Raw genomic sequence first — 14,201 nt, 5'->3', positions numbered from 1 at the left:
TAACCTGCAGATTCTTCACTCAACTCCCATGAAGAAAGTTCTTTTAACGCTTGTGGCCGCTGCCGCCCTACACACGGCTTCGGCCCAGAACTCGGCTGTTACCAACGCCATTCTTTACCAGCGCCAGGGTACCCTGGACAAGGCCAAGACAGAAATCGATAAGGCAGTTACCAACGAAAAAACGTCGGGTAAGGCTAAAACCTGGTTTACCCGGGGCGAAATCTACGGGGACATGGTAAATAGCCCTATCTATAAGAAAAGCCTCGGTACCGAAGACGGAGCCAAAATTGCCTTCGAATCTTACACCAAGGCCTTGAGCCTGGACGGTAAGGACGGTGAGTATGGCAAGCAGGCCGAGGCCAAGCTCGACGGACTGTACGGTATGGCCCTGAACGCCGGCGTCGAAAGCTATAATAGCAAAGACTTCGCAAAGGCTATGGACGCCTATCGGATGGCCCAGCAGATCAAGCCCCAGGACACGACAGCGTATCTGTACGCTGCTTATGCTGCCGAAGCGAATGAGAATTTCGCTGGTGCCAAGGAAATGTATGGCAAGCTACAGGGCATCGGCTATCAGTCGACCCAGATGTACGGCCGGATGCTGCAGATTGCTCGTCAGCAGAAAGATGATGCTGCCGCAATGAAAGTGGTGCAGGATGCGCTGAAGGCATATCCGAACAATAAAGGCTTCATGCTCGAAGACCTGAACATGGACCTGAGCGCCGGCCGCGGCAAGGAGGCGCTGGCTAAGATTGACCGTGCTATTGCTGCCGACCCAACCAATTCGAATCTGTATGCTGTGAAGGGTTCGTTGCTGGATACCGATAAGAAGCCGGTTGAAGCACTGACCGCTTACCGGAAAGCTGTGGAAATAGACCCGAATAATTTTGATGCCAACTTCAATATTGGCATTTACAACTATAATAAGGCCGCTGATTTCTATACCCGGGCTAGCAAGATGAGTCTGGCGGAATACCAGAAATCAGGAAAGAAATTGGATTCAGAAGGCAGAAAATACTTCCAGGATTCGCTGCCGTATTTCGAGAAGGCTCTTGAAGTGCAGCCTAATGACCGTGGCACAATGAGCGCGCTCCAGAAAGTGTATCTGCGCTTGGACCGTAAAGCAGATTCGCAGCGCATGATGGATAAACTGGATGCAGCTAAGTAAGATTCTCTGCATTTTTCTCCAGCTCAATTAGTGAGCGTAGGGGAGCTCCAAAATACGGCCGGCTATGTAGTCGGCCGTATTTATCTATACATTACTTAACATAATATAAATTATAAGACAAAAGATAATATAGGTTTACGCACTACGAAAGTTATGTCCGGACACTCTTGCTAAGTCTTGTTTGTAGTGTGCCTTCTTATAATAAGAGTCAGACATAGTTTTGTAACTACTATATCGCACAGGCTAATCCGGTGCTTCAGAGTGCCACCCCAGCTATTTCTGAAATGGCTCCTTTTAGCGTTTGCTAATATTGATGAGTAACAGCCGCTACCGATACGCCACCCGAGCTTTTCTGAACTAGATGGATATGCTTGGTGCATTTCTAGTTGGGTCATGAGGCAGAATAGAAACGGATAGAATCTAATGTGGCTGAAGGTGTGTGAGCTGCTTATGAGTTGTGTATATAGCGGTTTCGCGAACGGTGCATCCAGCTCGATGTGGAGAAGCATCTTTGCGTCTTATCGTCCGCACCGTTAAAAACGGACACAATAAACGGCCCGTTTAACGGTGCGGACGATAAGACGCAAAGATGCTTCTCTCAGCCTGTGTCTACAGCCTGTGTCTACAGCCTGTGTCTACAGCCTGTGTCTACAGCCTGTGTCTACAGCCTGTGTCTACGGTTCACGAAACCGCTATAGTTCTCGTTATGAGCTATGCGTTTTTCCATACGTGACGCGGCTGGTTAAATAGCTTGCAAAATCGTACATGATACTCTAACGCCTTTGTATAGAGAATTTGAATGCGCTATTATCGACCGTCTTCGCGGATCGGCTTTTTCAGGTGGCTTGGGCCTTAGCGGACAGTTGGATGCACACTATATCGCAAATCTTCCTGAAGAAAATTGTTCCTCACTCCTATTTAAGGTGTGAAATTTCATCAGCATCTGATAAGGCATCAGTTTCAGCGCTTCTGGTAGGCTTCTACTGATAGCTGGCTTTCGATGATGTTGACTTGGCAACTATTGCTGTGGAGCGGCTGTGATGTATAAAGCAAGCTTTGTAGCAGTGAATTAACCCGTGCTCCTGCTCCGCTCGCCCATACATAAGAAGGTATTTATATAGTTTATATAGTTATGGGGATAGACTTCTATAATAGTAAAAAAAAGTATAAAAAGTATAATAAAGTATTACTTTTATGTACTATATACTACTTATTATTACTATTTACTCTATTTTTGACTATTATTGTTTCTGGGTAGTTGTAGTACCACTCATTATCTCTTCTTATGCCAAAGACAATAGATTATCCCCGCACATCATATCAGAGTGCTTGGGAAGTTGCTGAAGTTGTTGATGACACGGGTGGCAAGTGTGCTATCGAAACAGCTGCCCGTAAGCTTAACCGCAAGGTAAGTGGCTCTTTCAAGGCCATCATAGGCTCAGCCGTTAAATTTGGTCTCTTGACTAGCAAGCGGGAGTTGCTGACTACTACGAACCTGTTTCGTCGTATTAAGAACGCCTACGATAAGCAGGAAGAACGAATCTATGAGCGCGAGGCTTTCCTGCACCCGCCCCTGTTCACGCAGATCTGCCGTAAGTTCAGGAACCGCGAGCTACCTGTGCATATGTTCGACGTAATGCTGGTGCGTGAGTTTGGCGTGGAGGAAATCAATGCTCAGGCCGTTACCAAAGCATTTATCGATGGTGCACGTATGGTTGGTGTGCTTGATGAGCAGAACGTCATTGCCGATATCGACCAGCTGACTGCCCAGCAACAGCCACGCCGGGAACTGGCCAGTACAGAACTACCACTCAGCCGGTTTAAATCGGTGGTGGGTGGCCCTGACAATAATGCTCATAATGAACATACCACACCCACAGTATCCGGTATGTCTGCGAAACCAGCATTTGTACCTCAGCCCCCCCCCGTACAACGCCTCTCGGATGCTGTATCCAGCCTGTTTGGGCTCGACACGGATGATATAGATGATCAGCCTAAAACCACCGTTTCTGCTGGGACCATTGATACGTCAGGCATTCTGCAATCTTCGGGCTTTGTACCGGCCGGACCTCAAGACCAACCAGAACCTATAGAGACGCTGAGGGCTACTGCTAGCCCAACCGTGGCCGCTATGGGTACTACTGAAGCAGCAACAGTAACACAGGAGCTTGCTGTACCTATAAATACGTTTGCTATCCATCTGCACGGCCCTGGGCTAAACACACAACTGACTATTGAGCACGTTGATGACCTGGAACTAGTGCAGGCCCTATTGAACAAGATCAAGCGTCAGCTAAGCGAATAGTCGGGTAATAACAAGCAGTTCGGGCTTACACTATCACACGTAATTTGTGGATAGTGTAAGCCCGAACTGCTGTTACGCTCTATTCCCATCTGTACTACTCCCCAAAAACTGGACAGTTTAGGAGGCGTTTGTTAAGCAAATGGGTTGGGGGCTGAAGGTAGGATTTTGAGCGAACTCCACACCTCATTGGGAGCACTCAGCACCCGTTCGCGCAACAGATACGGATAGCGCGTCACGCCTTGCCCCGGCACACTCAGGCGCGGTTTGGGGTAGACCGGCTCCTGGCCCATAAGCCGCACGAGCCGGCGCACCCGCTTTTCATTGACCTGGTGGCCCAGTAGGCGGAGATGGTCGCGTAGGCCGAGTACGCCCTTGAAATTGTGGCGCGTGAACTCCTCATCGAGCAGGCGCATGAGCGTCAGGTTCAGATCCGTTTCGCCCCGGGGCTGGTAATAGTAGCTGCTGCGCGCCAGGCCCAGGGCCTGACAGCGGGCCTGCACCGAGCCCGCCTCACTGGCCTGCACCAGGGCGCGTTGTTGGGCCACTACCAGGTGGGCAGCGTTTTTTTTAGCAGCTGGTTTTCCATTTCCAGCCGTCCGATGGCGGCATACAAGGGCTCGACGTCGGGCGGGGCCGCGGGGCTAGCCCCGGCGTCGGTGAACACCTGCGCCGCCTGCTGGCGCAAGTGCAGCTTCCAGCGACTAATCTGGGGCACCGACAGCTGATAGCGGGCAGCCAGTTCGGCCAGCGGCTGCCGCTCTGTCAGCGCGGCTAAGGCCACTTCTGCTTTGAACTCGGCAGTGAAGCGGCGACGGGTACGTTTTGGGTTCATGGCGTTGACTAAGATAGCCACCACAAACTGTCCAAACTTTGGGGAGTACTACAAGATGCAGTAAATTCTGAAGACTGCAATCAATAAAGACGCTCTACTCCTACCATCTAGAGCAGACATTCTATCTTAGTTAATAATTATGTTAAGTAATTTATAGCCCAACTATCTTGTCATCAGCCTATTGAGATTCACCGAGAAGTTCTATCAATAGGCTCTAACTTAGAAAAAAACCATACGCCCGAATTCCGGCTCCTATCCAGATAAAACGAATCCTGCCGGGAAATGCGGATAAACCCAGCCCAGCCTGCCGGTAGCCTTTCCTCCGCTGGCTGTCCCGATACGGCAACTATCGGATGAGTCAAGACGGACAGTTGGATAATAGTAGGATGCCAGATGGGTACCGTCTGACCGGCGGCCCAAACCTGCTTAACGTGTAGTGTATCGAGGCTATACCACTCCCCCACCCCTCGAAACCCCGGCAAATGCTTTACCTCCCGCATATGCTGCCGACCGGCTACATCACGACGGGCTTCCCAACGCGGAAAAGCCGGCATTGCCAGCCCGATAATACTCAACACCATAGCCAACGTGCTACTGATAAGGAAACTCACCCGGCCCCGCAAAACCCCTTCCCTGATCAGCCCTAAGCCCAATACTGCGGACAACGCCACCATCAGCCCAAACCGGAGCGAACCAACCCCGAAACCGGGAAACCCGACGACCGCCATGGCGACGGGCAGCGCCAAAAGTAGCACTAGTAGCAGAGTGGCCCAAATCCGGGGAAGGAAGGCGTCGAGGACACTAGCGGGACGGGCTGGGTCTGCGGATTGCCAGTAGCGTAGCAGGCCGGCCACCAGCAAGGCCAATGGGGACATGAGCGGCAACATGTAGCGTTCCTTCTTTTCGGGCACGATGCTCAGCAGCAGCAGACCAATGAGCCCCCAACCCAAGACTACGGCATACGGGCTACGGGATAAAGCCCCGCAGCCTCGGGCGGACATAGGGCCACGCCAGGGCGGCCAGCGCCACCAGCGCCCACAAGCCGGTGAAAGCGAAAAAAGGCCAGTAATACCAGAAAGGCTGCACATGCCGATCTGCCCACGATGCTATTTCGATCCGGGCCACGGCACGTGCAGCCGGGGCCACTTTCAACCAGACGTAGAGCGGCCAACTACCCCCGATTATAACGGCCAGCACGCCCCCCAATAACGTGGCACCAGTAAGGCTCCGTACCGCCCGCCGATGGTTGGGCTGACCAACTAAATAAGCGAGCACAAAAAGAAGAACCAGCGCATAGAGAGGCACCGGACCTTTGCTTAGCACGGCCAACCCCAGCAGAAACCCTGCCCCTGCCAGCCACAGATACGCTTGCCGCACCGGCCGCTGCCAGCCGCCAACCAGCAGCCATACATAGCCCCCCCCATTGCCAGACTGCTGGCGAATATATCCCACTGCCCTTCGCGCCCTGTAGTAATAACGAGCAGGCTGGTGGCCAGCACCAGCGCCGCGAGCCAGGCAGTACGGCCCGGGGCAGTATTCTCGAAGGGCTGGCGGCGGGTCAGCTCACAACATAAACCCCAGAAAAAGAATACAAGCAGCGTGGCGGCCAGTCCCGCAGGTATTCGCAGTAGCGCCAGGTTGTCGGTAGGCCCGGTTAGTTGCTGCAGGCCTGCCACGGCCCAGGTAGGCAGTGGAGGCTTGGCCAGCCGCAGTTCCTGGTTCATCGTCGGAATCAGCCATGAGCCCCCGGCGACCATCTCGCGGGCGGCCACAAAGTTGCGGCTATCCATCAGGCTGACGGCCGATGCGCCGCTGTGCAGGAAAAAACTCACTCCGCACACCAACCCCAGCAAAAGCGCCCGTCCCCATTGGGAGGCCAGCAAACGGGTAATGAAAGAGGCGTGGGGCTGAGGGCGTGCGGCTTGATCCGACATGTAGAATGTGGCGAGGGAAACAGGAAAAGTAAGGTTATAGCAGCGCTTAACTGACGCATACCAGGTAGCGGGACGGCTACCTGCGCTTTGCTGGGTACAGACGGCGTAATGTGCGTTGCAGCTGCCGCAGGTTGTCAACTTCATAGGCATCGGGGCCGATGGCTACCACCCGGCCCACTGCCCGGGCCGAGCGCCCCCCAAACACCACCACCTGGCGCCCCAGCGCATGCAGTTGGGCAAGCCGCTCGGGAGTAAAAGAATTTTTATGCAACACTACGGCCCCCACTCCAGGCAGGCCATCGAGCCCGGCAATAGCAGCCGGATAAGCGGCCTCTCCAACTTCCAGGCCCAGACCCACAGTTGGTAGCAGCCGGGCCAGTTGCCGGAGCATGGCCGGACTACGGCTGATAATGGTAACCCGGGCGGGCGGTACCCGGTAGCGCTGCACCAGTTGGTGTAACTGCCGGGCCAGGGCCGCGTCGCGGGCCGGGTTGTCAGTTGCGCAGGGGTCGTCTTCGTGCAGGTCGAGGTGCAGGTAAGGAAACGTGGGCCGTTCCCCTAGGTAGGCCAGCAGGCTGTCGAGTCGGCCGACCTGCTCGTGCGGCTGGAACCACCGATAAGGCCAGCGGACCCGATAGTGCAGTTGGGTAAGGACGCGGGCGGGGGTCTGACTTACGCAGCCCGTGCCGGTCGTCATCGATTGGAGCTGAGAATCGTGGTAAAGGATGGCCACGCTATCCTGGCTCAGGCGCACGTCCACCTCTACCCCATCGGCCCCACGAGCCAGGGCCTGCCAAATACTCTGCCTGCTGCTGGGTGGCAACGGGTTGAAAGGTCGAAACAGCGTCAGGAAGCCCGACCCTGCATGCCCAATAGCCAACGGCCCCTCACCCGAAGCCACCGATACGGGCACCTGTCTGCTGGTCGGAACTTGACTCAGGGCTGGGCAGTTGCTCAGCAGCAGGAGTAGCACTGCAGACCATGTGGCCCTATACAGGCGCCGCCGTAAGCCGGAACTGACCGATAACGGCCGCTTATGCAAACTCAGGAACATAGCGTAGTAAATACGGCGGTGGCACAAACAAACTACTGGTAGCTGCTGGAACACGGGTACTGCAATACGGGCAGCAACCGGCACAATTTCAGGGTTGATTACAGTACTGCTGAAAGCTACAGGTATTACGCCGCTTACTACTTACAGCGCAGTTGGCAGTACCGACGGCAAACAACTACCAACCGACGGACGCCGAAATCGAGCTACATTTGCTCAGCTGCCCCTACGGGCTCCGATTGACCTTTGCTCTGCCTCTTTTCATGGCTTCTATTCTGATTACGGGCTGCGCGGGCTTTATCGGCTCGCACCTGGCCGAGCGCCTGCTCCACGACGGTCACCGCGTTATCGGCCTCGATAACTTCGACCCTTTCTACAACCGTACCTTGAAAGAGCGTAACCTAGTGGTCTGCCGGGCTCACCCACGCTTCAGCTTCCACGAAACCGACCTGCGCCGCGGCACCGACGCCTTGGTAGACGCACTGCCAGCCGACCCGGTAGACGTTGTGGTGCACCTGGCCGCCAAGGCCGGCGTGGGCCCCTCGGTGCGGGAACCCGTTGCCTACCTCGATAATAATGTGCTCGGCACGGCGCACCTGCTGGAGTGGATGCGCCAGTGCGACATTACGAAACTGTTTTTCGCCTCTTCCTCCTCAGTGTACGGCAACGCCCCCGAGCAGCCCTTCCGCGAGGACATGAACCTGCTGGCCAGCTGCATCTCGCCCTATGCGGCCTCCAAGCTCAGCGGCGAGCAGCTTACGGCCACCTACCATCACCTCCACAGGTTCGATATCCTCAATGCCCGCTTCTTCACCGTGTATGGCCCCCGGCAGCGGCCCGATCTGGCCATCCACAAGTTCGTGCGGCTGCTACAGGCCGGGGAAGCCATTCCGGTATTCGGCGACGGCAGCACAGCCCGCGACTACACCTTTGTACTTGATACAGTGGACGGCATTGCCCGGGGCGTGGAGTATCTGCTGGCGCACCACGGCGTGTACGAAACCTTGAACCTGGGCAACCACCAGCCCGTGCCCCTGCTCGACCTCATTGCCGCCGTGGGCCGGGCCGTAGGCATAGAGCCGCGCCTGGAGTTCCGGCCCATGCAGCCCGGCGACGTGGACATAACTTACGCTGACATCAGTAAAGCCCGGCAGCTATTGGGCTATGCTCCCCAAACCAACCTAAACGAGGGCCTCCGGGCTTTCGTTGACTGGCTGGCAGAACAGCCGATAGACCTTTAACAGCACGACGTGGGGCGGGACTTCGCTTCGCAGTCCTGCGGTTGCCCCCGCCGGCACAACGGTACGCAAGCCCGGCCGTTCCGGTGGTCCCGTTCAATGGCGGGCGGGGGCAGCCGCAGGACCGCGAAGCGAAGTCCCGCCCCTACGTTGTTCGCCGTAAACCTAGCGGCCCAGCGGCGGGGTTTCGGAGCTGAGGGGGACCGGTTCCTGCTGGAGCTGCCGGCGCAGCAGCACAATATTGCGGGCATACACCACCGTGCCGAAGATATTGCCAATAAACAGCACCAGGTCGCGGCGCATAATGGCATAGGCCAGAATCAGCAGTGAACCAACCAGGCTGATAACCCAGAAGCTCAGCGGCAGGCTCGACTCGCCCCGGCGCTCGGAATAAATCCACTGATACACGAAGCGCAGCAGGAAAATAGCCTGGCCCACGGTGCCCAATACCAGCAGGCCACCGGGTATTTCGGTGCCCAACATGGCCCGCAGGCTGAAATGGCGGTTGCCGGCCACAAACCAGCTCAGCAACGCCACCGGCAGCCCGTAGGCCGCGGCCCGGAACCAGGCCGGCAGTTTGCCCCACTCACCCAGCAGCTGCAGATTGCGCACATAAATGGCGTAGCTGATGAGCTGGGCGCCCAAAATCACCGGGTCGTGGCGCAGCAGGCCGTATACCAGCATCAGAAACGACGAAACCAGGCTGATTTGCCAGAACAGCGTGGGCACCAGCACCCGCCGGGCCCGCTCGCTCTGAATCCATTGCAGCACGATGCGGCTTGAAAACAACAGCTGCGACACCAGCCCAATAACCAGCGCCACGTTGGCCGTCGTCAGCAGCGTTTGGATCTTCAGCATCCCCACCTCCGACCGGCTTAGTAGGTATTACCTGACTGCCCCACCAAGGCAGGGGCCGCCGGAGCGCCGACGTGCTGCTCCCCTATTTCATAGTTCTTCCAGCGCGAACGAATCCAGCGAAAGCCGAACGTGTCGACCAGTGGTTTCCAGGCCCGGTTCCAGAGGTTGTACTTGGCCGTGCCCGCAAACCGCGGGAAGTGGCGCACCGGCAGCTGCTTCACGCGGCCGCCCTGCAACTGCACCAACGCCCCCAGAAAGCGGTGCATGCCATGGAACAGCGGCAGCCGGCGGGCATAGTCGGCCTTGATAATTTTCAGCGGGCAGCCCGTGTCCTGAATGCCGTCGTTGATGAGCGTGCGGCGCACCCCGTTAGCTATTTTCGAGGAAAGCTTTTTCACCAACGTATCCTGCCGCTTGGCCCGAATACCGTTCACCATATCGAACTCGGGAAAGAACTCGAAGAAGCCCAAAAAATCAAGCGGTGTGGTTTGAATGTCAGAGTCGATATAGCCGATAAGCGTGGTGCGGACGTGGTCGATACCCGCCTTAATGGCCGTGCTCAGGCCCCGATTCTGGCTCAGGCTGATAAACTCATAGCCCGACTTACTGCCGCACACCTCCCGCAGCAGCGCCAGCGAGCCGTCCGTCGAGCCATCGTTCACGAACAGCACCGTGGTGGGCACCGGCGTGAGGGCCAGAAACTTGTCCATCTCCACCACAAACTGCCCCAGGCTCTCCTCCTCATTATAAACGGGTACAAGCACCGTTAGGCTTTGCTCGGACAGATAGGAAGGGTTGGAAGCGGACATATAGAGCGGCTGAGAAGAGGGGCGGCAAGGTACGGAAGGAATGTAGAAGGGGCATCCATGCAACCGTCATGCTATCGGGAGTATCTTACCCCAGCTATCCAACAACTGTATTATATGAGCCGGATTTCCCTCAGCGGAGCATATAATTTCCAGCGTTTTCTACCGTTACCACCGCATCTTTCCCCACTTTTGTCTTTATCCAATGTTACTGTTAACCAGTATTATCAGCCTGCTGCTACCGGCACCGGCCGACTCGACTGCCCTCACTCCGCCCACCGCGCGCCGCGCCCTGTACCTGGGCGTGCACCGCGCAGAATACGGCGGAGCCACGCACTATCCCAGCCTCAGCTACGAGTGGCTGCTGACCGACCGGTGGGCAATGCGTGTGGGAATTGGCGGCGTGCATCGAGATGCCAGCACGTACACCGTACTACTGAACTCGTTTACCGGGGAATACGAACGGGTCAGGCTCAGCCGAGGCCTCTTCAACAGCGCTCTGGTAAGCACCCAGCTGCGGTATTTTCTCTGGCCCCAGCGCAAAGCCGCCGCGGGCCTGTTCGTGGGCGGCGGTCTGCAGGTGGTAGCCGAGGAATTTCAACAGGACAGCAACAGCCCCGGCGGCTACGTGAGCGACATTCAGGTGCACGCTCCGGTTACGGCCCGTGTGGGCTACCAGCTGCGCAAAGGCCGCTGGCTGCTGAGCGGCAGTTCCGGTTACGACTTCACAGCCCGCCGCGAGTCGTATGTAGTGCCCGGCCGCCCGCGCAAGGGCGGCATGGATGTGCACGTTACCACAGGCGCGGATTTACAGGTCGGCTACGCTTTTTAACCAGCACTGGGGCGGCCGTAAAAGGCCGCCCCAGTGTTTTGATCCTGCTACTGCCACTGCTTACTCCCGGCGCACGCCCCCCGAAATAGTGCTGTGCCGCTCACGCAAAACGGCTACCACGTCTTCCAGCGACAGGCCCGAAGCTGTCAGTAGTACCACCAAATGGTATAACAGGTCAGCGGCCTCGCCTTTGAGGCCCGCCACGTTGCCACCCACGGCGTCGATAACAGTTTCCACAGCCTCCTCCCCTACTTTCTGGGCGATTTTGGGCATGCCCTTGCGGAAGAGCGAGGCGGTGTACGAGTTGGGGTCCTCATCGGGAAACTGATGGCGGCGCTGTACCAACCGCTCCAGCTCGGCAATGAAACCCACGGCCGGGGCCGGGTAGGCCGTCTGGTCGGGCTGCTCGAAGCAGCTGGTGGTGCCGCGGTGGCAGGTGGGGCCGTCCGGAATGGCCCGGATGAGCAGCGCGTCCTGGTCGCAGTCTTCGTGCTCGCTCACTACGGTGAGGTAGTTGCCGGAGGTTTCGCCCTTGGTCCAGAGGCGCTGCTTGGAGCGCGAGAAGAACGTGACGCGGCCCGTTTCGCGGGTTACGCGCTGCGCCTCCTCGTTCTGGTAGCCCAGCATCAGCACCTGGCCCGTGGCAGCATCCTGCACAATTACGGGAATCAGCCCATCGGGCATTTTAGCAAAGTCCATTTGGTAGTTGTCAGTTGATAGTTGTTCGTTGTCAGTGGTGGTGTTTTCGCTTATCAATCCTGACAACGAACAACTGCCAACTGACAACGCCTTTACAGCCGAACCGGAATGCCGTCCTGGCGCAGGTGTTCTTTCAACTCACGGATGCCGATTTCGCCGAAGTGAAAGATGCTGGCGGCCAAACCGGCGTCGGCGCTGGCTAGCTGGAACACGTTGGTGAAATCCTGCTTTGAGCCGGCGCCGCCCGAGGCGATAACCGGGATGGGCACGGCCCGGCTCACGGCCCCGGTGATATCGAGGGCGAAGCCGTCCTTGGTGCCATCGTTGCTCATCGAAGTCAGCAGGATTTCGCCCGCGCCCCGGTCGGCGGCCTCGCGGCACCAGTCCACGGCGTTGCGGCCGGTGTTGTTGGTGCCGGCGCGGGTGTACACCTGCCAGCCATCGGCATCGTTGTAGCGGGTATCGGCGGCCACCACAATGCACTGGCTCCCGAAGCGGGCGGCCAGCTCGTTGATGAGCTCGGGGCGGGCCAGGGCGGCCGAGTTGATACTCACCTTGTCGGCGCCATTTAGCAGCAGCGCCTCCACATCGGCCACCGAGCCAATGCCGCCGCCCACCGTGAACGGGATATCCAACTCGCGGGCCACCTCACGTACCAGGGCAATGAGCGTGGCCCTCTTCTGGTTGGTGGCCGTGATGTCGAGAAACACTAACTCATCGGCGCCTTCGCGGGCGTAGCGGGCGGCCAGCGCCACCGGGTCGCCGGCGTCGCGCAGCCCCTCGAACTGCACGCCCTTCACGGTGCGGCCATCCTTAATATCGAGGCAGGGAATGATTCGTTTGGTCAGCATTTACGAATTGAGTTAAACTGTCATCCTGCGCATGTTGCGCTTGGAGCAAGGACAAAGGGCCTTGTCCCGGCAGCACAATGCCATTGATCCATTTCCTTTAGATGTTACCAGGTCCTTCGTCCTTGCTCCAAGCGCAACATGCGCAGGATGGACAGAAGAACCGTTCGGTAAACTTACAGCCAGGGCCGCAGCTGCTCCAGCGTGATAGTACCTTCGTAGATAGCCTTGCCGATTATGGCGCCATGCATGCCTACGGCAGCCAGCGCCTCCACGTCAGCAATGGTCGTAACGCCGCCGCTGGCAATGAGCTCGGCGGCGGGCAGCTGCTGGCGCAACTCGGTGTACGTGTCCAGCGAAGGCCCCTGAAGCTTGCCATCCTTACTCACATCGGTGCAAATGAAGGTGGTGGCCCCGGCGGCCAGGTAGTTCTCCACGAACTCACGCAGGGTCCGCTCGCTTTGCTCGGCCCAGGCATTGATAGAAATGTAGTTGTCGCGGTAATCGGCCCCGATGATGATGCGGCCGGCCCCGAATGTGGTCAGCCAGCCGCTCACCGTTTCAGGTTCGCGCACGGCAATGCTGCCGGCCGTAATCTGCCGGGCCCCGGCGTCGAAGGCCTGGCGCACGGCCTCCTCGCTCTGCAGGCCGCCCCCGAAGTCGATGTGCAGGCTGGTGTGGCGGGCGATGCGTTCGAGCACCGGCAGGTTCACCGGCTGCCGGGCGCGGGCCCCATCCAGGTCGACGAGGTGCAGGCGCTTGACGCCGGCGGCTTCGAAGCGCTGGGCCACGGCCAGCGGGTCGGAGTCGTAGGTGGTCTGCTGGGTAAAGTCGCCCTCCGTCAGGCGCACGCACTGTCCGTTAATAAGGTCGATGGCGGGAATGATTTCCATTGGTTGGTTATCAGGTACTGGTTGTCTATTATTAAGAGCGTCATGCTGAGCGCAGCCGAAGCATCTTTACTGCAATGCTAATCCTGCTAAATGCAACGAAGCGGTAGAGATGCTTCGGCTGCGCTCAGCATGACGCTCTTACAGCTTGAGGAAGTTTTCCAGGATACGGGTACCTACCGGGCCACTCTTTTCGGTGTGGAACTGTACGGCGTAGAAGTTCTCATGCTGCACCGCGGCGCTGAAGGGTGCGGGATACTCAGCCTCGGCAATAGTATAGTTGCCCACCGGCGCGTAGTAGCTGTGCACGAAGTACACGAAGTCGTCGGCCTGCAGGCCCTCAAACAACGGGCTGCGCAGCTGCTGCAGGTTGTTCCAACCCATATGCGGAATTTTATGCTCCGGCGCGGCCGCCGTAAAGCGCACCACATCGAAGGGCAGGATTCCCAACATGTCGGTGCCTCCTCCTTCTTCGGTATGCCGGCCCAGCAACTGCATGCCCAGGCAGATACCGAGGAAGGGTTGCGTGAGTGTCGGCAGCAGCTCGTGCAGGCCCTGGGCCCGCAGCTCCCGCATGGCTGAGGCCGCTTCGCCTTCACCGGGGAACAGCACCTTGTCGGCCCGGCGCAGCACGTCGTGGTCGGCCGTGAGGGTGGCCTGCACGCCCAGGCGCTCCAGGGCAAACAGCACCGACTGCACGTTACCGCCCTTGTAGTCAACTATGGCTATTTCCATTTGAA

General features: G+C 57.7%; 14 protein-coding genes. 4 read left to right on the top strand and 10 right to left on the bottom strand.

Annotation, left to right across the window (positions count from 1 at the left end):
- Positions 1–28 precede the first annotated feature (28 nt).
- On the top strand, positions 29–1,168 hold the full coding sequence (locus HW554_RS00405; protein ID WP_176906373.1) for a tetratricopeptide repeat protein: 1,140 nt from the start codon (positions 29–31) through the stop codon (positions 1,166–1,168).
- 1,285 nt (positions 1,169–2,453) lie between these two features.
- Positions 2,454–3,473 carry a hypothetical protein gene (locus HW554_RS00400; protein ID WP_176906372.1) on the top strand — a complete coding sequence of 340 codons (1,020 nt, stop codon included), beginning with the start codon at positions 2,454–2,456 and terminating at the stop codon, positions 3,471–3,473.
- A 131-nt stretch (positions 3,474–3,604) separates the two neighbouring features.
- Here HW554_RS00400 and HW554_RS00395 read toward each other — a convergent pair whose 3' ends face one another.
- The 4 genes from HW554_RS00395 to HW554_RS00380 form a co-directional block, all read right to left on the bottom strand.
- On the bottom strand, positions 3,605–4,018 hold the full coding sequence (locus HW554_RS00395) for an IS3 family transposase (RefSeq protein WP_176906371.1): 414 nt from the start codon (positions 4,016–4,018) through the stop codon (positions 3,605–3,607).
- A complete protein-coding gene (locus tag HW554_RS00390; protein WP_176906370.1) occupies positions 4,018–4,305 on the bottom strand; it encodes a transposase in 288 nt (95 codons plus the stop codon). Before HW554_RS00390 ends, HW554_RS00395 begins: the two co-directional genes overlap by 1 nt.
- Before the next feature lie 1,316 nt (positions 4,306–5,621).
- The gene (locus HW554_RS00385; RefSeq protein WP_176906369.1) at positions 5,622–6,239 is read right to left on the bottom strand and encodes an ArnT family glycosyltransferase; all 618 of its coding nucleotides are present in this window, start codon (positions 6,237–6,239) and stop codon (positions 5,622–5,624) included.
- A gap of 76 nt (positions 6,240–6,315) precedes the next feature.
- A complete protein-coding gene (locus tag HW554_RS00380) occupies positions 6,316–7,212 on the bottom strand; it encodes a glycerophosphodiester phosphodiesterase (RefSeq protein WP_176906368.1) in 897 nt (298 codons plus the stop codon).
- A gap of 341 nt (positions 7,213–7,553) precedes the next feature.
- On the opposite strand from HW554_RS00380, the gene HW554_RS00375 reads away from it, so the two are divergent.
- Entirely contained in the window at positions 7,554–8,531 is a 978-nt protein-coding gene (locus tag HW554_RS00375; RefSeq protein WP_176906367.1) for a GDP-mannose 4,6-dehydratase, read from the top strand.
- Between the two features lie 162 nt (positions 8,532–8,693).
- Here HW554_RS00375 and HW554_RS00370 read toward each other — a convergent pair whose 3' ends face one another.
- Both HW554_RS00370 and HW554_RS00365 read right to left on the bottom strand, forming a co-directional pair.
- Complete coding sequence (locus HW554_RS00370; protein ID WP_176906366.1) at positions 8,694–9,386, bottom strand: lipid-A-disaccharide synthase N-terminal domain-containing protein; 693 nt, start codon at positions 9,384–9,386, stop codon at positions 8,694–8,696.
- Between the two features lie 17 nt (positions 9,387–9,403).
- The gene (locus HW554_RS00365; RefSeq protein ID WP_176906365.1) at positions 9,404–10,195 is read right to left on the bottom strand and encodes a glycosyltransferase; all 792 of its coding nucleotides are present in this window, start codon (positions 10,193–10,195) and stop codon (positions 9,404–9,406) included.
- Between the two features lie 202 nt (positions 10,196–10,397).
- Between HW554_RS00365 and HW554_RS00360 the strand changes: the two genes are divergently transcribed.
- A complete protein-coding gene (locus tag HW554_RS00360; protein ID WP_176906364.1) occupies positions 10,398–11,024 on the top strand; it encodes a hypothetical protein in 627 nt (208 codons plus the stop codon).
- Positions 11,025–11,084: 60 nt separating this feature from the next.
- Here the strand turns inward: HW554_RS00360 and hisIE are convergent, their stop codons facing one another.
- The 4 genes from hisIE to hisH all read right to left on the bottom strand — a co-directional run bounded on the left by hisIE (position 11,085) and on the right by hisH (position 14,196).
- Entirely contained in the window at positions 11,085–11,723 is a 639-nt protein-coding gene (gene hisIE / locus HW554_RS00355) for a bifunctional phosphoribosyl-AMP cyclohydrolase/phosphoribosyl-ATP diphosphatase HisIE (RefSeq protein WP_176906363.1), read from the bottom strand.
- 92 nt (positions 11,724–11,815) lie between these two features.
- Positions 11,816–12,574 (bottom strand): imidazole glycerol phosphate synthase subunit HisF, encoded by a 759-nt coding sequence (gene hisF / locus HW554_RS00350; protein ID WP_176906362.1) that lies wholly within the window; start codon positions 12,572–12,574, stop codon positions 11,816–11,818.
- A gap of 173 nt (positions 12,575–12,747) precedes the next feature.
- On the bottom strand, positions 12,748–13,464 hold the full coding sequence (hisA, locus tag HW554_RS00345; RefSeq protein WP_176906361.1) for a 1-(5-phosphoribosyl)-5-[(5-phosphoribosylamino)methylideneamino]imidazole-4-carboxamide isomerase: 717 nt from the start codon (positions 13,462–13,464) through the stop codon (positions 12,748–12,750).
- Positions 13,465–13,602: 138 nt separating this feature from the next.
- Positions 13,603–14,196: an imidazole glycerol phosphate synthase subunit HisH gene (gene hisH / locus HW554_RS00340; RefSeq protein WP_176906360.1), complete on the bottom strand. Its 594-nt coding sequence runs from the start codon at positions 14,194–14,196 to the stop codon at positions 13,603–13,605.
- Positions 14,197–14,201 lie beyond the last annotated feature (5 nt).

Source organism: Hymenobacter lapidiphilus, assembly GCF_013377885.1.
Lineage (GTDB): Bacteria > Bacteroidota > Bacteroidia > Cytophagales > Hymenobacteraceae > Hymenobacter > Hymenobacter lapidiphilus.
The sequence above is the reverse complement of the archived record's forward strand: the minus strand, read 5'-3'. Positions and strand labels throughout refer to the sequence as shown.

Excerpts from the sequence above, each read along its gene's own strand:
- HW554_RS00375 (WP_176906367.1), top strand. The coding sequence starts at position 7,554 with ATGGCTTCTATTCTGATTACGGGCTGCGCGGGCTTTATCGGCTCGCAC.
- hisF (WP_176906362.1), bottom strand. The coding sequence starts at position 12,574 with ATGCTGACCAAACGAATCATTCCCTGCCTCGATATTAAGGATGGCCGC.
- HW554_RS00400 (WP_176906372.1), top strand. The coding sequence starts at position 2,454 with ATGCCAAAGACAATAGATTATCCCCGCACATCATATCAGAGTGCTTGG.
- HW554_RS00370 (WP_176906366.1), bottom strand. The coding sequence starts at position 9,386 with ATGCTGAAGATCCAAACGCTGCTGACGACGGCCAACGTGGCGCTGGTT.
- HW554_RS00405 (WP_176906373.1), top strand. The coding sequence starts at position 29 with ATGAAGAAAGTTCTTTTAACGCTTGTGGCCGCTGCCGCCCTACACACG.
- HW554_RS00365 (WP_176906365.1), bottom strand. The coding sequence starts at position 10,195 with ATGTCCGCTTCCAACCCTTCCTATCTGTCCGAGCAAAGCCTAACGGTG.
- hisH (WP_176906360.1), bottom strand. The coding sequence starts at position 14,196 with ATGGAAATAGCCATAGTTGACTACAAGGGCGGTAACGTGCAGTCGGTG.
- HW554_RS00360 (WP_176906364.1), top strand. The coding sequence starts at position 10,398 with ATGTTACTGTTAACCAGTATTATCAGCCTGCTGCTACCGGCACCGGCC.
- hisA (WP_176906361.1), bottom strand. The coding sequence starts at position 13,464 with ATGGAAATCATTCCCGCCATCGACCTTATTAACGGACAGTGCGTGCGC.
- HW554_RS00390 (WP_176906370.1), bottom strand. The coding sequence starts at position 4,305 with ATGAACCCAAAACGTACCCGTCGCCGCTTCACTGCCGAGTTCAAAGCA.
- HW554_RS00385 (WP_176906369.1), bottom strand. The coding sequence starts at position 6,239 with ATGTCGGATCAAGCCGCACGCCCTCAGCCCCACGCCTCTTTCATTACC.
- hisIE (WP_176906363.1), bottom strand. The coding sequence starts at position 11,723 with ATGGACTTTGCTAAAATGCCCGATGGGCTGATTCCCGTAATTGTGCAG.